This window comes from Bacillus sp. PAMC26543, assembly GCF_014250375.1.
In the GTDB taxonomy this organism is placed as follows: Bacteria; Bacillota; Bacilli; order Bacillales; family Bacillaceae; genus Bacillus; species Bacillus halotolerans.
The window spans coordinates 3,305,316-3,326,333 of record NZ_CP060193.1 but is presented as its reverse complement, the minus strand read 5'-3'; the positions used below and the strand labels follow the sequence as shown (position 1 = coordinate 3,326,333).

Below are 21,018 nucleotides of genomic sequence, written 5' to 3'. Positions count from 1 at the left end.
TTGATGATGTTTCTTTAATAGAGTCTGCTGGGGGGATTGGACCGACCGGGCCAACAGGTCCTCCAGGAGCAACAGGTCCAACGGGATCAACCGGACCAACCGGGGCAACCGGAGTAACCGGACCAACGGGAGAAACTGGTGCAATCGGATCAACGGGGGCGACGGGAGAAACTGGATCAACGGGGTTAACGGGATCAACAGGATCAACCGGTCCAACCGGATCAACGGGAGTCACTGGAGCAACTGGTCCAACCGGATCAACGGGATCAACCGGATCAACGGGAGTCACTGGATCAACCGGTCCAACCGGACCAACCGGACCAACGGGAGAAGCAGGACCAACAGGAGCAACGGGGGTCACTGGAGCAACCGGAGCGACGGGATCAACCGGTGCAACAGGAGTAAGCGGACCAACGGGAGCAACCGGATCAACGGGAGTCACTGGAGCAACCGGAGCGACGGGATCAACCGGTGCAACAGGAGTAAGCGGACCAACGGGAGCAACCGGACCAACCGGATCAACGGGAGTCACGGGATCAACAGGATCAACAGGTGCAACCGGAGCAACCGGACCAACTGGATCAACGGGATCAACCGGACCGACCGGTGCAACAGGAGTAACCGGTCCAACGGGATCAATCGGACCAACAGGGGCAACGGGAGTCACTGGATCAACCGGAGCAACCGGACCAACCGGGGAAACAGGACCAACAGGAGCAACGGGATCAACCGGACCGACCGGTGCAACAGGAGTAACCGGTCCAACGGGAGAAACAGGATCAACGGGAGTCACTGGATCAACCGGACCAACAGGTGCAACCGGACCAACAGGTGCAACCGGACCAACAGGATCAACCGGACCAACGGGAGAAACAGGACCAACGGGAGAAACAGGACCAACTGGAGTAACTGGAGTAACCGGAGCGACAGGAGCAACTGGTGCAACCGGATCAACTGGTGTAACAGGAGCAACCGGAGTAACTGGAGTAACCGGAGCGACAGGATCAACAGGATCAACCGGAGAGACAGGAGCAACTGGATTAACCGGATCAACTGGAGAAACAGGAGCAACTGGAGAAACTGGACCAACCGGATCAACAGGACCAACAGGAGAAACCGGAGCGACGGGAGAAACTGGATCAACAGGATTAACAGGAGCAACTGGAGCGACGGGAGCAACCGGAGAAACTGGATCAACGGGATCAACAGGAGCAACTGGAGAAACAGGATCAACCGGAGCAACGGGAGAAACTGGACCAACAGGTCCAACGGGATCAACCGGAGTGACCGGAGCGACTGGACCAACAGGAGCAACTGGTGTAACAGGAGCAACTGGTGCAATAGGAGTGACGGGATCAACCGGAGCGACCGGATCAACCGGAGCAACAGGATCAACCGGAGTCACTGGAGAAACAGGACCAACAGGACCAACGGGATCAACAGGATCGTCAGGAGAAACTGGAGAAACAGGACCAACAGGTCCAACCGGAGAAACAGGACCAACAGGTGTAACTGGAGTAACCGGATCAACAGGTGTAACTGGTGTAACCGGAGTAACTGGAGTAACCGGATCAACCGGAGCGACAGGAGCAACAGGATCAACCGGACCAACCGGAGCGACAGGACCAACAGGTGTAACAGGAGTAACCGGATCAACCGGAGCGACAGGACCAACAGGTGTAACAGGAGTAACCGGATCAACCGGAGAGACAGGAGCAACAGGAGCAACTGGAGTAACCGGATCAACAGGACCAACGGGATCAACAGGAGTAACTGGATCAACGGGAGCAACCGGATCAACTGGAGTAACCGGATCAACCGGAGAAACAGGAGTAACCGGATCAACCGGGGAAACAGGACCAACCGGAGCAACTGGAGCAACCGGAGCAACAGGAGCGACGGGAGAAACAGGATCAACCGGAGAAACTGGACCAACAGGTCCAACTGGAGAAACCGGAGTGACCGGAGCGACTGGACCAACCGGATCAACTGGTGTAACAGGAGCAACAGGAGCAACGGGAGAAACTGGTGCAATAGGAGTGACGGGATCAACCGGAGCGACCGGATCAACCGGAGCAACAGGATCAACCGGAGTCACTGGAGAAACAGGACCAACAGGACCAACAGGACCAACGGGATCAACAGGATCGTCAGGAGAAACTGGTGCAACAGGACCAACAGGAGCAACGGGATCAACAGGACCAACAGGTGTAACTGGAGTAACCGGATCAACTGGTGTAACAGGTGTAACTGGTGTAACCGGAGTAACTGGAGTAACCGGATCAACCGGAGAGACAGGAGCAACAGGATCAACCGGACCAACCGGAGCGACAGGACCAACTGGTGTAACTGGTGTAACCGGAGCAACAGGAGCAACGGGAGAAACAGGTCCAACCGGAGCAACGGGAGAAACAGGTCCAACCGGAGCAACAGGAGCAACTGGACCAACCGGAGCGACAGGACCAACAGGTGTAACAGGAGTAACCGGATCAACCGGAACGACAGGATCAACAGGGTCAACCGGGGAAACAGGTCCAACCGGAGCGACTGGAGCAACAGGAGTAACTGGATCAACAGGAGCGACAGGACCAACAGGTGTAACCGGACCAACGGGACCAACAGGAGCAATAGGAGTAACAGGAGTAACCGGATCAACAGGAGCGACAGGACCAACAGGTGTAACCGGACCAACGGGACCAACAGGAGTAACTGGAGAAACTGGACCAACAGGAGCAACGGGATCAACAGGATCAACAGGACCAACAGGAGTAACTGGAGTAACAGGATCAACCGGATCAACAGGACCAACCGGAGAAACTGGACCAACAGGTGTAACTGGAGTAACCGGATCAACCGGACCAACCGGAGCGACTGGAGCAACAGGATCAACAGGAGCAACAGGAGCAACGGGATCAACAGGTGTAACTGGTGTAACCGGATCAACCGGGGAAACAGGAGCAACGGGACTAACCGGAGCAACGGGTGTAACTGGAGTAACTGGAGTAACTGGAGTAACCGGATCAACAGGACCAACGGGGTCAACAGGAGTAACTGGATCAACGGGAGCAACCGGAGCAACCGGAGCAACCGGATCAACTGGAGTAACCGGATCAACCGGAGAAACAGGAGTAACTGGAGTAACCGGATCAACCGGGGAAACAGGACCAACCGGAGCAACTGGAGTAACTGGAGTAACTGGAGTAACTGGAGTAACCGGATCAACGGGACCAACAGGATCAACAGGACCAACAGGTGTAACTGGTGTAACCGGATCAACCGGAGCGACTGGACCAACCGGAGTAACAGGACCAACAGGTGTAACTGGTGTAACCGGAGCAACAGGAGTAATCGGAGCAACTGGAGCAACAGGAGCAACGGGATCAACAGGTGTAACTGGTGTAACCGGATCAACCGGGGAAACAGGATCAACAGGAGAAACGGGACCAACCGGAGCGACTGGAGCAACAGGAGAAACGGGATCAACAGGACCAACCGGATCAACCGGAGTGACAGGATCAGCCGGATCAACAGGAGTAACAGGATCAACGGGACCAACCGGATCAACAGGAGTAACTGGATCAACAGGAGTGACAGGATCAACGGGACCAACAGGATCAACCGGAGCAACTGGATCAACTGGATCAACCGGAGCAACTGGATCAACTGGATCAACCGGATCAACCGGAGTAACAGGATCAACAGGTCCAACCGGAGAAACTGGACCAACGGGGTCAACAGGAGTAACTGGATCAACGGGAGCAACCGGAGCAACCGGATCAACTGGAGTAACCGGATCAACCGGAGCAACAGGAGTAACTGGAGTAACCGGATCAACCGGGGAAACAGGACCAACCGGAGCAACTGGAGTAACTGGAGTAACTGGAGTAACTGGAGTAACTGGAGTAACTGGAGTAACCGGATCAACTGGAGTGACAGGACCAACCGGAGCGACCGGACCAACAGGTCCAACCGGAGCAACGGGATCAACAGGAGTAACTGGAGTAACCGGATCAACTGGGGAAACTGGAGCAACGGGATCAACCGGAGTAACTGGAGAAACTGGACCAACCGGACCAACCGGATCAACTGGTGTAACAGGAGCAACAGGAGCAACAGGAGTAACCGGAGCGACTGGATCAACAGGATCAACCGGATCAACCGGAGAGACAGGAGCAACTGGATTAACCGGATCAACTGGTGTAACAGGAGCAACTGGAGAAACTGGACCAACAGGAGTAACCGGATCAACCGGATCAACAGGATCAACGGGAGTCACTGGATCAACGGGAGTCACTGGATCAACCGGATCAACCGGATCAACTGGAGCAACGGGAGCCACTGGATCAACCGGAGCAACTGGAGTAACCGGACCTACTGGATCAACTGGATCAACCGGAGCAACTGGATCAACTGGATCAACCGGATCAACCGGAGTAACAGGATCAACAGGTCCAACCGGAGAAACTGGACCAACAGGTGTAACTGGAGTAACCGGATCAACCGGGGAAACAGGACCAACAGGACCAACCGGATCAACTGGACCAACCGGAGAAACTGGACCAACCGGAGAAACTGGACCAACCGGAGCAACAGGAGTAACTGGAGTAACCGGATCAACCGGACCAACCGGATCAACAGGACCAACAGGTGTAACTGGTGTAACCGGATCAACCGGAGCGACTGGACCAACAGGAGTAACAGGAGCAACAGGAGTAACCGGATCAACAGGAGCAACAGGAGTAACCGGATCAACAGGAGCAACAGGAGTAACCGGATCAACAGGAGCAACAGGAGTAACCGGATCAACAGGAGCAACAGGAGTAACCGGATCAACAGGAGCAACAGGAGTAACCGGACCAACAGGAGTAACCGGATCAACAGGAGTAACAGGAGCAACTGGATCAACTGGATCAACAGGAGCAACAGGAGCAACGGGATCAACAGGTGTAACAGGAGCAACGGGATCAACAGGTGTAACTGGTGTAACCGGATCAACCGGGGAAACAGGAGCAACGGGATCAACAGGTGTAACTGGTGTAACCGGATCAACCGGAGTGACAGGATCAACAGGATCAACAGGAGTAACAGGATCAACAGGATCAACAGGAGCGACTGGATCAACAGGAGTAACCGGATCAACAGGATCAACCGGAGTAACTGGAGTAACCGGATCAACAGGAGTAACAGGACCAACCGGAGCGACCGGACCAACAGGAGCAACAGGAGTAACCGGATCAACCGGAGCAACAGGATCAACAGGTCCAACAGGATCAACTGGACCAACGGGAGTAACTGGAGTAACCGGATCAACCGGGGAAACAGGAGCAACAGGAGCCACAGGCCCAACAGGACCGAATCCGCAGCTGTTTTATAATGAGGTAATAGGCCCGGTTTCAGTTGCTGTTAACGGTACTGAAACATCAATTGGGACTTTAAATATGCCAACAGTCGCTGGGCAATTAATAAAATTAGATCTTGCCCTTTCTGTGGATGTGACAACGGCAGCTAACTCGAACTTTACGTTCCAAATCAGAGTTTATCGAAATGGAGTATTGATAGATACACGCTCTGCCCAAAGAAATATTAGCGTAGCTACGACGTCAAGATTTCCAATTGCTACAACGTATGTAGATACTGTAGCTGCCGCAGGCACGACTTCTTATGAAGTTAGAATAATCTTTACAGCAGCTAGTAATGTGAGCAACAGCAGCGTAGTGAATATGGATATAAATGCCATCAGATTCTCTTAAATAGGAACACCTATTTCAGTTGCTTTTAAATTCAAGTAAATGAAAATCAAGAAACCTACTTTTGAAAAGTAGGTTTTTTGATGTGCCAATTGAAGCCTTAAGCCTTTTCATGTTTTAAAATATTCCGATAAAAATTTGTTAAGGTAATCAGAATACTGGTCAGAATCAAACTCATTGCCGCAAGCATGTATGACCCATGGCTCTTTTTGATGAGGAATACCGACAAGATATCCCTTTTTCCTGAACTCAAAGCATTGAGAAGTATCGTAAAAATGCCAGCCGTCAAAGATCTCTTTTCGCCACGGGAGATCGTACTGGGTGGCCAGCAATAAACCGTCTAATGCTTCAACTGTTTTCACGGTTCCGTCTATCTCATCAAACGACAAATAGCTATACGTACTGCGGTATTCAATAACTTTTCCCGCTTTTTTAGAAGCCTCCCACCAAATTCCGCTTTGCGGCACGTCTTCAGCTCCTATGACGCCTATCATGCCAAGCGCATCGTTCTGCTGAAAGACATGAAGGATATCGTAAATAAATGAACGATTGATGATAAATGTATCCTGATGGACATACACTTTATATTTTGCGTCTGACTGATGCATTGCCGCTTGGTAGCCGGAGGCCATACTGTCAGCCTTTCGTATATCAATTAACTCAACCTCCATATGCGGCGGTACTGATAGAGACTGGATATGTCTCAGGCAGAGGTCATAAAGGGTGTCATCATTAACACATGTAATGAAGCAAATGGAATTTTCATTTAGATGCTGTTTCATCTTTTTTGCGCCTTTATGACATATTGATAGGCTCTGGCTTCCTCCTCGAAATTTGCATGGTGAATTCCCATGTTTGCTCTGACATGTGCCAGTTTGCTGATCATTTTTTCATAATAGTGAGTCGTAAAGGAAATAGGATTGATCTGGCTGACCTTGTAACCTGTTTCATGAAACATCTTCTTCATTTCCTGCAAGGTGAAAAAACGGTAGTGTGTTTTATCGAGCAGCCCAGCCTGTGTATACGTCCATTTGCCGGTCAGCAGACTTTCAAAAATTGAGATATGCCCGATATTCGGAATGCTTGCCAAAATGCTCCCTGTTTCTTTTACGTAAGGCTTCATGTTAGCTAACACTGTCCAAGGGTCTATTAAGTGCTCCAATACATCGCCGAAGATGACGTGATCAAATGTGTTTTTTTCAAAAGGAAGCTTCAATGTTTCGATGTCTCCTGTTATCACTTCGTCAATGTGATGAGCGGCTTTTTCGGCAGCTGGCGGATATGATTCGACCCCAAAATAGGAGCAATTCATTTTTTCCTTAACAGCTGCGCCAAACAGGCCTTCGGCGCATCCGACCTCAAGAATGGTTTTCGCATGGGGTTCTACCAGGTCAAACAGCTGCCGGTTGATGCTTTTGTAATACTCTTTATCTTTTCGCTCATATTCTTTCATAGAATCAGCAAGTGACCTTTTATTGATTTCCATGATGTTCACCTCCGGAGCCAGCCTGCTGCTGCAGGACCTCTTCAAAGTATGTTTTGTTGGCAAGCATTCTTGAATCATGAGAACGGTATTGTAAAGCCGATTCATTATGCTGGTAGGCAAGCTGATGCTGGCCAAGCTTATCGTAGCAGACGGCTAATTGTAAGTGAGGCAGCCAGGTGGCGCAGGCGCGGTTCTGAAAAGCCAAGCTTTCTGAGCCTCTATCTTCTATTGCTTTTTCATACCAATAGACAGCGGTTTGGACATCGTTTTTTTCTAAAAAAGAGAATCCCAATCTGCAGCACGTTTCCGCTCTGGGAGGTCCGTAGACGAGCGTGTGGAGCACCCAGTTTAATTCTTTTTCCTTCAGTCCCAATGAATGATAGCAATCTGCTAATTTATTGCAGGCTCTGATATTATCCTCAACCCATCCCTGCTTTGTTTTCAAAAAACGCAAATAGTATTCTATCGCTTTTTCTATTTTTCCGTGATCACACAGCTCGTTCGCATAGTAAAATAAATCTCTTGGCGAAAAATCCTTTCCTGACGAGGCCATGTTTTCATAAATTCGCAGATTTCGGTCAGCGTCATGGCTAAGAGGCATGTGAGAAACCGCTGTGTCACTGTGATGGAGATTTCCGTACACCTCTAAATATTCATGAACCGCGCCGATCCACTTAAAGCCCTTTTCCCGTTTTACGAGCCGGTATCTTCTTAAGCTGGATGTGACGTTGTTTTCTTCATCAAACGCCAGGTGATAGTTCATTGATACCGCGTCAATATGCGGATCAAGCGTTCTTTTTAAATCCAAGAACAGTTCTTGATCCTTCTCGGTAAACACATCATCGGCATCAAGCCATAAAATATAGTCAGCTGTTGCCTGCTGAAACGAAAAATTTCGGGCGGCCGCAAAATCGTCTATCCATTCAAAATCAAAGATACGGTCTGTATAACGGGCAGCGATGTCTTTCGTCTGATCAACTGAGCCGGTATCCACAATGTTCATTTCATCAGCAATCCTGCGCACAGAATCTAAGCAGCGGCCGATAACGGCTTCCTCATTTTTCACGATCATACATAGGCTGATCGAAATCATATCGCCACCTCCGCTTCAGGTTTTTTCTTCATTGCATGGACAAACATGTAATCAATCTGAGCATGTTTTGATAAGTGATCCAAAGGCAAATCAAATTGCCCGGCAAGATATTCAACTTCTTGTAAAAACAGCTGTATGTTCGATTCAGGAACGGCTAAATGGGAGGTTGATTTTATGTCATAAAGGTGTTCGGGAAATAGTGTGTTTACATTTTGAGGCGTGATGAAATGTGTGTGTGCCGGTGTTCCACATAATAAAGAAAAAAACGTGTCTGCATAAGCTGCATTCGGGATACTGCAAATCAATGAGCCTGAAGGCTTTAGATAAACGGCAAGAGCCTCAATCGTTCGCCGGGGATGCATCGAGCAGCTCAAAAGGTCTCCTATCAAAATGGCATCGAAAAAAGCCTCAGGGTAAGGAAGGCTGCGTGTTTCCGTATCTGCTGACGTGACTTGTTCATAATAGGCGCTTGCCATTGTACGTAGCAATGCATCTTCTTCAATGCCGTACAATGTACAGGTTTGCCGGTTCAACAGCTCTGCACCCGCAGCTCCCGCGCCGCAGCCGATATGCAGGATGGAGCGGGCTTTTGAAGGCACAAGGGCTGTCAGCTCTGGCTGGGGATCAATAAAAGCCGTCACATCGTGCTTCCATTTATCTATAAAGGTTTGGCGGTTGACCTGATATAATCGGCTGATGCTTAAATCCGGATTTCCGGAAAACGTGGCATGCCCGTGATGATGCACAAACGAATCAAGGGCGATTTTCAGCTGATATCCGGCCTGCAGAGCGCGAAGGCACAAATCATCGTCCTCAAATGAACCGCCTCCAAAACGCTCGTCAAAGCCGCCGATTTTGTCCAGTACCTCTTTTTTGACAAGAAGGCAAAATCCGACCAGCCTTAAAACGCTTCTTGATTTGCCCCGCTGCTGCATGCAATGGCGCCGTGAAAAAGCTTCGATTCCTTCTAAGCTGTTGTAATCAACTGAGATTTGCTGAGGCCCGCTGACATAATTGCTTACAGGCCCGACCATGCCGGTTTTATTATCTTGATAAAGCAGCTTGATCATCGGCTCCAGCCAATGACTTGTCACAACAGTATCATTGTTTAAAAAAAGAACATTGTCCCCCGAAGCGGCCTCAAGGCCCTGATTGCAGGCTTTCGCAAACCCTTCGTTTGTTTCATTAAAAATCGTTTTGATTGAAGGGATCTGTTTGAGGTAGTCCTGTGTCCCGTCATGAGAGCCGTTATCTACAACAATCACTTCTATACAGTCATCATCGGTATGCGTCCATATGCTCTCCAAGCATTGTTTTGTTAACGCCAATTGATTATAAGTCAGTACAATAAGACTCGTTTTCACCATAACCTCCCGCCCTTCACCATATCACTCAGATACTATATGTATATTGAAATGTTCAGACGGAATGATTCCTTCATGAAAAAAGGATTGTTCAGCAAAACTGGACACTGGTAATGTGACAAGGAAACATCTTGATCTGAATAAATAGATCCTGATCACCAAAGAAATGGATTTTGAAAAATAAGAAAATGACCGAGCGAAAAATGGTATGATCTAGGTAGAAAGGACGGCTGGTGCTGTGGTGAAAAAGCGATTCCATTTTTCTCTGCAAACAAAAATAATGGGGTTGATTGCGGCGCTGCTGATCTTTGTGATTGGCGTGCTGACAGTCACGTTTGCCGTTCAGCAAACAAAAGAAGGGCGAAAACAGGCAGAGCAGCTGGCGGTACAGACGGCGAGAACGATTTCCTATATGCCGCCGGCAAAGGAGCTTATCGTGTCGAAAGGCGGGCAAGCTGCCGAGGCGCAGGAGGTCATTGAACAAATGAAAGAACAGACCGGCGCTTATGCGATTTATGTGCTTGATGAAAAAGGAATGGTCCGAACCGCCTCGGAAAATAGCGGAAATAAGCATCTGACGAGAAGCAGAGAAATCCTGTTTGGAGGCTCTCACGTCTCAGAGACAAAAACGGATGGACAAAGGGTGATTCGTGGCAGCGCACCGATTATCGAGGAACAAAAGGGGCGCAGCCAAGTGATCGGCAGCGTGTCCGTTGATTTTCTGCAAACGAAGACAGAGCAAGGCATTAAGAGACATCTGCGAGACTTAAGCTTCATGGCTGTACTCGTGCTGCTGCTTGGATTTGCCGGTGCCGCCGCGCTTGCCAAAAGCATCAGAAAGGATACGCTTGGCCTTGAACCGCACGAAATTGCCTCTCTCTATCGGGAGCGGAATGCGATGCTGCGGGCGATTAAGGAAGGGATCATCGCCACCAACCGTGAAGGCATTGTGACGATGATGAACGTATCAGCGGCTGAGATGCTTAAGCTTTCCGAGCCTGTGATGAACGTGCCTATTGATGACGTGATGCCGGGAGCAGAACTGATGTCTGTGCTTGAGCAGGAAGAAATGCAATCGAATCAGGAGGTATGTGTCAACGACCAAGTCTTTATTATCAATACAAAAGTCATGACACAAGGCGGACAGAGGTACGGAATCGTTATCAGCTTCAGAGAAAAAACAGAACTGAAAAAGCTGATTGACACGCTGACAGAGGTGCGTAAATACTCAGAGGACCTGCGCGCTCAGACTCATGAATTTTCCAATAAGCTATACGCGATTTTAGGGCTGCTTGAGCTTGGTGAATATGACGAAGCGATTGAACTGATTAAAGAGGAATACGCCATCCAAAATGAACAGCATGATATTTTATTCCAAAACATTCATTCGCAGCAGGTGCAGGCGATTTTGTTAGGAAAGATGAGCAAAGCATCGGAAAAAAAGGTGAAGCTGTCGATTGATGACAACAGCACACTTGGGCCTCTTCCTCCTCATGTCGGCTTGTCCCATCTCATTACAATTATCGGCAATTTGATTGATAACGCTTTCGAAGCTGTAGCGGATCAAAGCGTACAGGAGGTTTCATGTTTTATTACAGATATCGGACGGGATATTGTTATCGAAGTATCCGATACGGGACTGGGAGTGCCGCCTGATAAAATGGAGGCGGTGTTTGAAAGGGGCTACTCTTCAAAGGGGATGAAGAGAGGCTACGGACTCGCCAACGTAAAAGAGTCAGTGCGTGAGCTGGGAGGCTGGATCGAGCTGACAAATCAAAAAAGCGGAGGAGCGGTATTTACTGTTTTTATACCGAAGGAGAAACAGACAAAGGGGGAATCCATTTGATTCACATCGTGATTGCGGAGGATGATTTTCGGGTTGCGCAAATCCATGAGAGATTGATTCAACAGCTTGATGGATTCAGCATTATCGGCAAAGCGGGCAATGCAAAAGAGACAATGTTGCTTTTGGAGACACACAAAACTGATTTGCTGCTATTGGATATTTATATGCCGGACGAGCTCGGAACAGCATTGATTCCAGAGATACGGAGACGGTTTCCGGACGTTGATATTATGATTATTACAGCCGCAACGGAAACCCGCCACTTACAGGAAGCGCTGCGGGCGGGGATCGCAAACTATTTGATAAAGCCTGTATCGGCTGACAGGTTCAAACAGGTGCTGCTGCAGTATAAAGAAAAAAGGCAGGTGCTGCTGTCTCAGCCGGAGGTCAGCCAATCCATGATTGACCATATTTTTGGGGGCAGCTCTAAGGGAGCTGTCACTGCGGAGGATTTGCCGACAGGGATCAATCCGATCACGCTGAAAAAAATTAAAGAGGCGCTGTGTACTGCCGGGAGAGGAATGACAGCGGAAGAACTTGGAGAAGCAATGGGCGCGTCACGAACAACAGCCCGCCGCTATGCCGAGTATCTTGTGTCTAAGGAAGAAGCGCGAGCCGAGCTGGAGTACGGGATTATCGGCAGACCGGAGAGAAAATATTATTTGGCGGCTGAATAGCGATGAAAAAACTTGTGATCATATTTATTTGTCTATTGGTCTTCATGCAAGGTGACATCCGGAAGGCGGCCGCTCCCCGTCTGCCGGACGGGCCGGTTGAGATCGTTGTGCCTGCCGAGCCTTCCGGGGGCTGGGATGTAACGGCGCAGGCGATTCAATCCGTGCTCAGGCAAAAACAGCTGATGAAAGGCGGGATTCATATTGTGTATAAGCCCGGGAGCGGAGGCGATAAAGGCTGGAAATATGTCAACCAAAGCGGCAGGAAGACTATCAGTATGATGTCCAGTTTAATCCTGAGCAATTACCTGCTCGGACAAAGTAAATTAAAAACTGATGATTTTACGCCGCTGGCGATTCTCGCTAAGGAATGGCAGACTGTCGCTCTTCCGAAAGGGTCGGCGCTGAAAAGCGGAAAGGATGTGCTGAAAGAGATCAAGAAGCATCCTGGCAAAGTCAAAATCGGTTTTTCCCCGGGGCTTGGCAATGACGATCAGCTCTCGTTCGTCAGAGCCGCTGATATGTACGGGATTGACCCTTTCGACATTGAGTTTTTACAGTTTGACAGCAGTGAAGAATTGATCCAGGCGCTTATCAGGCATGAGATAGAAGCAGCTTCCATGACTGTTTCAGAAGCCAAGCCGTACGAGCGAAACGGTGAGATTACATTAGCCGCCGTCACGTCAGATAAAAGGCTGCCCGGTTTTCCAAAAGTGCCGACGTGGAAAGAGCAGGGCATTCCGTTTGTCTTCTCTCATTGGAGAGGGGTGCTGGGACCGAAAAACATGTCTGAGGAAGAGATTTCTTACTGGGACCAAGTATTAAAAAAGGTGACATCCTCGCCCGAATGGAAGCAGAAAATAAACGAGCAGGACTGGGAGAGCTTTTATTTAAACAGCAAGGAAACGAAACGGTTTCTTGAAGAACAATCAGCGTTTTATCAAACCATCATGACAGGCAATTAAGCAAAAAGTATTCTGCCGTAGGCGGAATGCTTTTTTGTGTTTGAGAAATGACCAAAAAGAACAAAACGGTTTTAAAAAATTAAAAATACAAAAAAAACAAATTATTTACTTGAGAACGTTTTTCTCATACGATGACAAAAAGGCAAAAGGCAAAAGGCAAAAGGGGAATAGGGGATAAAATGTAAGCGGATTCATTTAAAGGGGGAATGAATGTGTTAGCAATCTTAGGATTTCTTATGATGCTTGTGTTTATGGTATTGATCATGACAAAACGGCTTTCTGTCCTGACGGCATTGGTTCTGACACCGATTGTGTTTGCGCTGATAGCCGGTTTCGGGTTCACTGAAGTTGGCGATATGATGATCTCGGGGATTCAACAGGTGGCGCCGACGGCTGTTATGATTATGTTTGCGATTTTATATTTTGGTATTATGATTGACACTGGGCTTTTTGATCCGATGGTTGCCAAAATATTAAATATGGTCAAAGGCGATCCGTTAAAAATCGTTGTCGGGACAGCGGTTCTTACGATGCTCGTTGCTTTGGATGGAGACGGTTCAACAACCTATATGATTACAACAAGCGCGATGCTTCCGCTCTATCTGCTGCTCGGCATCCGGCCGATTATATTGGCGGGAATCGCCGGAGTCGGCATGGGGATTATGAATACGATTCCGTGGGGAGGCGCGACGCCGCGGGCGGCGAGCGCGCTTGGGGTTGATCCGGCTGAGCTGACCGGGCCGATGATCCCTGTGATCGCAAGCGGAATGCTTTGTATGGTCGCAGTTTCGTATGTGCTGGGTAAAGCGGAGCGCAAACGGCTCGGTGTGATTGAGCTGAAACAGCCGGCCGATGTCAACGAACCAGCCGCTTCGGTTGAAGATGAGTGGAAGCGGCCGAAGCTTTGGCGGTTCAATTTGTTGTTAACGCTTTCATTGATAGGATTTTTAGTATCAGGCAAAGTCAGTTTAACGGTGCTGTTTGTCATCGCATTCTGTATTGCACTCATTGTGAATTATCCGAACCTCGATCATCAGAGACAGCGTATTTCAGCACATTCAAGCAACGTGCTGGCCATTGGCTCCATGATCTTTGCAGCAGGCGTTTTTACGGGAATTTTAACAGGCACGAAAATGGTTGACGAAATGGCGATTTCGCTTGTGTCGATGATTCCTGAACAAATGGGCGGCTTGATCCCGGCAATTGTAGCATTAACTAGCGGCATTTTCACATTTCTCATGCCGAATGACGCGTATTTTTACGGAGTGCTGCCGATTTTATCAGAAACGGCTGTCGCATACGGTGTTGATACAGTCGAAATTGCCAGAGCCTCAATTATCGGGCAGCCGATTCATATGCTGAGTCCGCTAGTGCCATCAACACATTTGCTTGTCGGGCTTGTCGGTGTCTCAATTGACGATCATCAAAAATTCGCTTTGAAATGGGCGGTTCTCGCCGTGATTGTCATGACGGTTACCGCTTTATTGATCGGTGCCATTTCGATTTCTGCATGATAATTCAGGCGGAATGACATACACTAACGGCATACAACGTACCGGAGGTGTCTTCATGAGTAATCCTTATATGCCGCTGACTTCAGTCAGAAGCGGGACTGGGTTCGAGGCCGCAGAGGGTGTACATGGTCTGACCGTGCAAATTGCGAATGTCTATTTTATTCAGTATCCTTCTGAACCTCATTCATTTATTTTAATAGATGCCGGCATGCCTCAATCAGCCGGCATGATTTTAAACGAAGCAAAACAAAGATTCGGTGATGACTACCACTTGAAGGCCATTATTCTGACACACGGGCACTTTGATCATATCGGGGCCATTGAAGAGATCCTTGAGCATTGGGATGTTCCTGTTTATGTCCATTCGCGGGAAATGCCTTTTGTGACCGGAAAAGAGGATTATCCGCCGGCGAGGCCAGACAGCAAAAGCGGTCTGGTTGCCAAGCTGTCGCCGCTGTTTCCGCGCCATTCGATCGATATTTCCGCTCATGTTCAAGCACTGCCTGAAGACGGCACTGTTCCGTTTTTGGACGAGTGGATCTGGATCGCAACACCGGGCCACACACCGGGCCATATTTCATTATTCCGCGAGGACGGCCGTGTGCTTGTCGCTGGCGATGCGGTGATTACAGTTGAACAGGAAAAAATGGCTGACGTCTTCATTCAAAAACAGGAGCTTCACGGCCCGCCGGCTTATTTCACACCTGACACTGAGATGGCCGCCGAGTCGATTCAAAGACTTGCCGAACGAGAACCGGAAGCGCTGCTGACCGGGCACGGCATCCCAATGACAGGCAGAAACTTTCGCAGTGATTTAATGGAATTGGCCCATCATTTATCATCCCTTTGACACTCGCAAACGCGGGTGTTTTTTTATTTGTTTTTCCAAGAAGATGCAGAAAAATCATTTGTCTTCCCGCTCAAAAACGATACAATGAGAAGCATGAATGCGATTTGGAGGAGAGAGTTTGTTGGAAGATAAAGAAATACTCTGGAACGAAGCGAAAGCGTTTATTGCCAATTGCTATCAGGAACTCGGAAAGGAGGATGAAGCGCAAGACCGTCTCGATGACATTAAAAGTGAGATTGACCGGACTGGAAGCTATGTACATACAAAGGAAGAGCTAGCGCACGGGGCGAAAATGGCTTGGAGAAACAGCAACCGCTGCATCGGCAGACTGTTCTGGAACTCGCTGAATGTCATTGACAGACGTGACGTCCGGACTAAAGAAGAAGTACGGGACGCTCTGTTTCATCACATTGAAACCGCCACAAATAACGGGAAAATCAGGCCGACCATTACGATTTTCCCTCCGGAAGAGAAGGGCGAAAAGCAAGTTGAGATCTGGAATCATCAGCTGATCCGGTATGCGGGATATGAATCCGACGGAGAAAGAATCGGCGATCCTGCTTCCCGTTCTCTCACCGCAGCCTGTGAGCAGCTCGGCTGGCGCGGAGAGCGAACTGATTTTGATTTGCTGCCGCTTATTTTCCGCATGAAGGGTGACCAACAGCCGGTCTGGTATGAGCTGCCCCGGTCACTGGTGATAGAAGTTCCGCTGACCCACCCGGAATTCGAAGCGTTTTCTGACCTGAAGCTGCAATGGTACGGCGTGCCGATTATTGCGGATATGAGGCTTGAGATCGGGGGCGTTCATTATAATGCCGCACCGTTTAACGGCTGGTATATGGGAACGGAGATCGGTGCGAGAAATCTGGCTGATGAAAAGCGGTATGATAAGCTCAAAAAAGTGGCATCCGTTATCGGTATTGCCACTGATTACAATGCGGATTTATGGAAGGATCAGGCGCTTGTTGAATTGAATAAAGCTGTCTTGCACTCGTATAAAAAGCACGGCGTCAGCATCGTCGATCATCACACGGCTGCAAGCCAGTTTAAACGGTTTGAAGAACAGGAGGAAGAAGCGGGCAGAAAGCTGACGGGTGACTGGACGTGGCTGATACCGCCGATTTCACCCGCCTCCACACATATTTTTCACCGATCTTATGACAATTCAATCGTCAAGCCGAATTACTTTTATCAGGATAAGCCTTACGAATAGACAATTGAAAACCGGTGATGGCCTTCAAGGCTGCTGGATTCAGTGACAGAGATGCCGGTAACCTTTGAAAAGGGGCTGCCTTTCTTCACGGCCTCAAGAAATGATTGCAAGGCGTTTTCCGGCCCTTCGGCCAAAATCTCGACACGCCCGTCATCACGGTTTTTGACCCAGCCGGTGAGTTTATGCTTATCGGCTTCCGCTTGAACAAAGTAGCGGAAACCGACACCTTGAACCCGGCCGTCAGCAACGATTCGATATTGAAGCATGTAAAAAACCACCTTTTCTTTTTATGATAATCAATCATTTTATATCCTGTAAAGGAGTTGTGTTTGTATGACATCAGCTCATTATTCCATTCTTTCTCTTAATCTGGGAAAGCCGCAGACGCTTGAATATGACGGAAAGAAAATAGAGACCGGCATTATGAAGCGGCCGGCAGATTCCGCAGTGATGCTGTATCGGGAGAATTTTGAGGGAGACGGACAGGCGGACCTCGTCAATCATGGCGGCCCTGATAAGGCTGTCTGTGTCTATTCCGCGGAGCACTATCCGTTTTGGACGGAGTTTCTCTCAAGATCGCTCCCGGCCGCCGCGTTTGGTGAAAATCTTACGGTGCAAGGCCTGACTGAGGAGGACGTTTGCATAGGGGATGTCTTTCAGCTTGATGATGCTGTTGTTCAGGTCAGCCAGCCGCGTCAGCCGTGTATAAAACTTGCCAAAAAGTTTGGTGTGAAGGATATGGTGCTGAAAGTTCAGCAAACCGGATATACAGGATTTTATTTTCGCGTGCTGGAAGAGGGCAGGGTCGCTCCGGATGCAAAGCTCGAACTGCTGTCCAGAGGCGAAAAAGACATATCCGTCCAATTCGCAAACCATATCAAATACCATGACACAAAAAATCTCGCCGCCATTGAACGGATTTTAAGTGAAGAAGCATTGTCGGAAAGCTGGAGATCTTCCTTTATCAAAAAACGGGACAGGATGCTTCCGATTCAATAAAAAAGCCGCGCATCTAAACGTGCGCGGCTTTACCATGTCAGGATTGTTTTGTCTTTGTTTCAAGCAGGTTGGCAAGAAAATAGGTTTTATAGCTTTGAAGCTTTCTTCCTTCATATTTCGTGATACCCTGCTTTTTTAATTCTGCCACATACCAGCCTTTACTGCCGTAATGCATGTCAGAAAACTCCTTTCCCTATCTGATTGACCAAACGATTGGCATTGTAACATCTATCAAAAGATGCTGAAAAGAGATGCGGGAAAAACTGAGTCTTTCGAACTAGTGATGCGAACGTTCTTCCTGTATGTATATGCGGAGTAAACGCTGAATATGATTTTAATGCCCGGTGAGTTTCAGCACGACAATGCCAAGTGTCATGATGCTGAACACAATACCGATATATGTAAGCATCCCGTTTTTTTTCTTCATGCCGAAAACGGTCATGATGATGCCTTCAATAAAAAAGACGATTCCAAAAATAATAAACCACATGCGGACAAAGGCTCCTTTCAAGACATTAATCCTAGTGTAGCATATCTGGATGGGCCGGGCTGTGACAATATAAAGAAGCCGGGCATACGCCCGGCTTAGGTGTTTTATTGTTTCTCAACCAATTTGACTAATAGCTGTGCCAAATGTTTTTTCTCATCATCATCCGCAACGCTCCAAAGTTCCTGAAGCAGCATTTCTTCGCCGTTTTGCGGCTCTTCATGCTTTGCGAGGTAGTCTCCCAGGATCGCAGCGCTTTTGACAAGCTTGCCGTCATCTAATCCTAATTTCTTGCCCCGGTTAACTTGTTTTTTCAGGTAGTCTTTAAATTCTTCAAAGTCTTTTAACATTTCTTCTTTTATTGTTCCGTGCATTGCATTCATTTCGTTTTCAATTTGGATTTTTTCTTGATCTCTGTTCATTACAGTGCCTCCTCCTGCAGAATAGTGATGATTTACCTGTAAAAGGAGGAGGTTAAACATACGAAATGTGTTTTTACAGCTTTGTCAGGATAATCGGCTCGTCTTTGGTGATGACGATGGTGTGCTCAACTTGGGCGACCATGCTTTTATCCGGCGTCTTAAAGGTCCAGCCGTCTCCAGCTTCGACGATGGTTTCCGCTTTTGTTGAAATGAATGGTTCAAGTGCGATCACTGTGCCGTTTTTGAAAAGCGCGTTATCAAATGGATCATAATAGTTCATGATGTGGTTCGGCGCTTCGTGAAGGCTTCTGCCGATTCCGTGGCCGGTCAGGGTTTTAATGACGGTAAATCCTTTAGAACGTGCTTCATGATAAACGGCTCTCCCGATCTGATTTTGGCGCTTGCCGGCTTTTGCCTGCTGCAGCCCTTTTTGGAAGGCATCCTCTGCGCATTGGCATAGCTTGTGAAGACGTTCTTCTCCTTCACCGAGGACAAACGAGATGCCTGTATCGGAGTAGAAACCGCCGAATTCAGCAGAGATATCAATGTTCACAAGATCTCCGGCTTTTAAAATAGTGGATGTGCTTGGAATACCATGCGCCACTTCATCATTTACGCTGATGCATGTAACACCAGGAAAGTCGTATTCTTTTTGCGGAGCCGAAACAGCGCCATGCTCGTCAAGCACCGCTTTTCCGATAAGGTCAAGGTCTTTTGTACTCATGCCGGGCTCTGCTTTCCGTTTCATTTCTTCACGCGCCAGCGCTACGATTCGGCCGATTTTTTTCAGGCCTTCTAATTCTTGATCGTTTGTTACAATCATCTGTCATTCCCGCTTTCTTTTTAAATAATCTAGTTTAAGCTTACCACAATTGGCTCTAGAATAGGAAACACGCGAACCTGGGAAAAAAGAAATATGCCGGGAAAATTGGTATAGATCACTAGATATCTTGTATGGTATATTTTTAAAAAAGGGTAAGAGGGGGATGGGTATGCTTTCATTTTTACAAAAGCTTGGAAAGTCATTTATGCTCCCGATTGCGGTTTTGCCTGCAGTCGGGATTATCCTTGCACTTGGCAGGGAGGATTTATTCGATATCCCGTTTGTTTATCAAGCGGGAACTGCTGTTTTTGATCACCTGCCGCTTATATTTGCGATTGGGATTGCCATCGGCATTTCAAAGGACAGCAATGGGGCCGCGGGTTTATCTGGGGCGATTTCGTATCTGATGCTCGACGCGGCAACAAAATCGATTAATGAAGCAAACAACATGGCGGTATTTGGGGGAATTATTGCCGGTTTAATTGCGGGTTACACCTATAACCGCTTTAAGGATACAAAACTGCCGGAATATCTCGGATTCTTCAGCGGCAGACGGCTTGTGCCGATTGTCACCGCTATTTTTACAATCATTTTAGCAGGAATATTCGGTTCGATATGGCCGCCGATTCAATCGGGAATTAACGCGTTTGGGGAGTGGATGCTTGGGCTTGGCGGAATCGGCGCGGGCATATTCGGCTTATTCAACAGGCTGTTAATTCCGCTCGGTCTTCACCACGTGCTCAATAATATTTTCTGGTTCCAATTCGGCGAATATAACGGAGTGACAGGTGATTTGGCGCGCTTTTTCGCTAAAGACCCGACAGCGGGCACATACATGACGGGATTCTTCCCGATTATGATGTTCGGCCTTCCGGCGGCATGTCTGGCAATGATTGTGACTGCCAAGCCGTCAAAACGAAAAGCAACGGCCGGAATGATGATCGGTTTTGCGTTGACTGCGTTTATCACAGGGATTACGGAGCCAATTGAGTTTGCGTTTATGTTTTTATCTCCGCTGTTATACGCTGTGCATGCAGTCTTAACCGGACTGTCGTTATTCATCGTTAATTTGCTCGGCATACGCTCTGGATTTTCTTTTTCAGCCGGTGCGATCGATTATCTTTTGAGCTACGGTATTGCAGAAAAGCCGCTGCTGCTGCTTCTGGTAGGTATATGCTATGCGGCTGTATACTTTGTCGTGTTTTACGTCTTAATTAAGACGTTGAATTTGAAAACGCCGGGACGTGAGGATGATGACTTGGATGAAGTGCTGGACGAGAACACAGCACAGTCTGTCAATGAAAACATCATGCTGAAGGGGCTTGGCGGAAAAGAAAACCTGCAGACGATTGATCACTGTGCGACAAGGCTGAGACTGACAGTGAAAGATACGTCTTTAGTAAATGAAGCGTTATTAAAGAAAGCAGGCGCAAAAGGAGTCGTCAAATCGGGCGGGCAATCAGTACAAGTCATTATTGGCCCGAATGTAGAGTTTGCGGCAGAGGAATTACGTGCTGCAGTGAAATAAAAAAAGC

At 48.3% G+C, this 21,018-nt stretch carries 16 protein-coding genes and 2 pseudogenes; 8 read left to right on the top strand and 10 right to left on the bottom strand.

Annotated features, from left to right (window positions below; translation table 11 throughout):
* Positions 1-1,069 precede the first annotated feature (1,069 nt).
* The 5 genes and pseudogenes from H7F27_RS16835 to H7F27_RS16815 form a co-directional block, all read right to left on the bottom strand.
* Positions 1,070-5,338: pseudogene (locus H7F27_RS16835) on the bottom strand (DUF4573 domain-containing protein); the annotation flags it as partial.
* Positions 5,339-5,857: 519 nt separating this feature from the next.
* Entirely contained in the window at positions 5,858-6,529 is a 672-nt protein-coding gene (locus H7F27_RS16830) for a glycosyltransferase family protein (protein WP_185848182.1), read from the bottom strand.
* Entirely contained in the window at positions 6,526-7,233 is a 708-nt protein-coding gene (locus H7F27_RS16825) for a class I SAM-dependent methyltransferase (protein ID WP_095714413.1), read from the bottom strand. Before H7F27_RS16825 ends, H7F27_RS16830 begins: the two co-directional genes overlap by 4 nt.
* Complete coding sequence (locus H7F27_RS16820) at positions 7,220-8,326, bottom strand: tetratricopeptide repeat-containing glycosyltransferase family 2 protein (RefSeq protein WP_185848181.1); 1,107 nt, start codon at positions 8,324-8,326, stop codon at positions 7,220-7,222. The genes H7F27_RS16825 and H7F27_RS16820 overlap by 14 nt, the downstream gene beginning before the upstream one ends.
* Positions 8,323-9,693: a glycosyltransferase gene (locus H7F27_RS16815; RefSeq protein WP_185848180.1), complete on the bottom strand. Its 1,371-nt coding sequence runs from the start codon at positions 9,691-9,693 to the stop codon at positions 8,323-8,325. Before H7F27_RS16815 ends, H7F27_RS16820 begins: the two co-directional genes overlap by 4 nt.
* Positions 9,694-9,928: 235 nt before the next feature.
* Here H7F27_RS16815 and H7F27_RS16810 point away from each other — a divergent pair.
* The 6 genes and pseudogenes from H7F27_RS16810 to nosA all read left to right on the top strand — a co-directional run bounded on the left by H7F27_RS16810 (position 9,929) and on the right by nosA (position 16,752).
* Positions 9,929-11,561: pseudogene (locus H7F27_RS16810) on the top strand (ATP-binding protein).
* A complete protein-coding gene (locus H7F27_RS16805) occupies positions 11,533-12,213 on the top strand; it encodes a response regulator (RefSeq protein ID WP_185848178.1) in 681 nt (226 codons plus the stop codon). The pseudogene H7F27_RS16810 and the gene H7F27_RS16805 overlap by 29 nt, the downstream one beginning before the upstream one ends.
* Before the next feature lie 2 nt (positions 12,214-12,215).
* Entirely contained in the window at positions 12,216-13,175 is a 960-nt protein-coding gene (locus H7F27_RS16800) for a tripartite tricarboxylate transporter substrate binding protein (RefSeq protein ID WP_185848177.1), read from the top strand.
* Positions 13,176-13,387: 212 nt separating this feature from the next.
* Complete coding sequence (gene citM, locus H7F27_RS16795; RefSeq protein ID WP_185848176.1) at positions 13,388-14,689, top strand: Mg(2+)/citrate complex secondary transporter CitM; 1,302 nt, start codon at positions 13,388-13,390, stop codon at positions 14,687-14,689.
* A 55-nt stretch (positions 14,690-14,744) separates the two neighbouring features.
* Positions 14,745-15,539 (top strand): MBL fold metallo-hydrolase, encoded by a 795-nt coding sequence (locus H7F27_RS16790; protein WP_185848175.1) that lies wholly within the window; start codon positions 14,745-14,747, stop codon positions 15,537-15,539.
* A 121-nt stretch (positions 15,540-15,660) separates the two neighbouring features.
* A complete protein-coding gene (gene nosA / locus H7F27_RS16785; protein WP_103672408.1) occupies positions 15,661-16,752 on the top strand; it encodes a nitric oxide synthase in 1,092 nt (363 codons plus the stop codon).
* Here the strand turns inward: nosA and H7F27_RS16780 are convergent.
* The gene (locus tag H7F27_RS16780; protein ID WP_010333374.1) at positions 16,743-17,018 is read right to left on the bottom strand and encodes an acylphosphatase; all 276 of its coding nucleotides are present in this window, start codon (positions 17,016-17,018) and stop codon (positions 16,743-16,745) included. The genes nosA and H7F27_RS16780 overlap by 10 nt on opposite strands.
* Positions 17,019-17,085: 67 nt before the next feature.
* Between H7F27_RS16780 and H7F27_RS16775 the strand changes: the two genes are divergently transcribed.
* Positions 17,086-17,751: an MOSC domain-containing protein gene (locus H7F27_RS16775; RefSeq protein ID WP_185848174.1), complete on the top strand. Its 666-nt coding sequence runs from the start codon at positions 17,086-17,088 to the stop codon at positions 17,749-17,751.
* A 37-nt stretch (positions 17,752-17,788) separates the two neighbouring features.
* On the opposite strand, the gene H7F27_RS16770 is transcribed toward H7F27_RS16775, so the two are convergent.
* From H7F27_RS16770 to map, 4 genes are all read right to left on the bottom strand, one after another.
* The gene (locus tag H7F27_RS16770; protein ID WP_024120569.1) at positions 17,789-17,926 is read right to left on the bottom strand and encodes a YflJ family protein; all 138 of its coding nucleotides are present in this window, start codon (positions 17,924-17,926) and stop codon (positions 17,789-17,791) included.
* A 159-nt stretch (positions 17,927-18,085) separates the two neighbouring features.
* Positions 18,086-18,241, bottom strand: a complete 156-nt coding sequence (locus tag H7F27_RS16765; RefSeq protein WP_185848173.1) for a hypothetical protein — start codon at positions 18,239-18,241, stop codon at positions 18,086-18,088.
* A 104-nt stretch (positions 18,242-18,345) separates the two neighbouring features.
* Positions 18,346-18,660: a DUF3243 domain-containing protein gene (locus H7F27_RS16760; RefSeq protein WP_103672409.1), complete on the bottom strand. Its 315-nt coding sequence runs from the start codon at positions 18,658-18,660 to the stop codon at positions 18,346-18,348.
* Positions 18,661-18,733: 73 nt separating this feature from the next.
* Complete coding sequence (gene map / locus H7F27_RS16755; protein ID WP_024120572.1) at positions 18,734-19,483, bottom strand: type I methionyl aminopeptidase; 750 nt, start codon at positions 19,481-19,483, stop codon at positions 18,734-18,736.
* A gap of 169 nt (positions 19,484-19,652) precedes the next feature.
* Here map and nagE point away from each other — a divergent pair, with 169 nt between their 5' ends.
* Positions 19,653-21,011 (top strand): N-acetylglucosamine-specific PTS transporter subunit IIBC, encoded by a 1,359-nt coding sequence (gene nagE / locus H7F27_RS16750; RefSeq protein ID WP_024120573.1) that lies wholly within the window; start codon positions 19,653-19,655, stop codon positions 21,009-21,011.
* Positions 21,012-21,018: the final 7 nt, after the last annotated feature.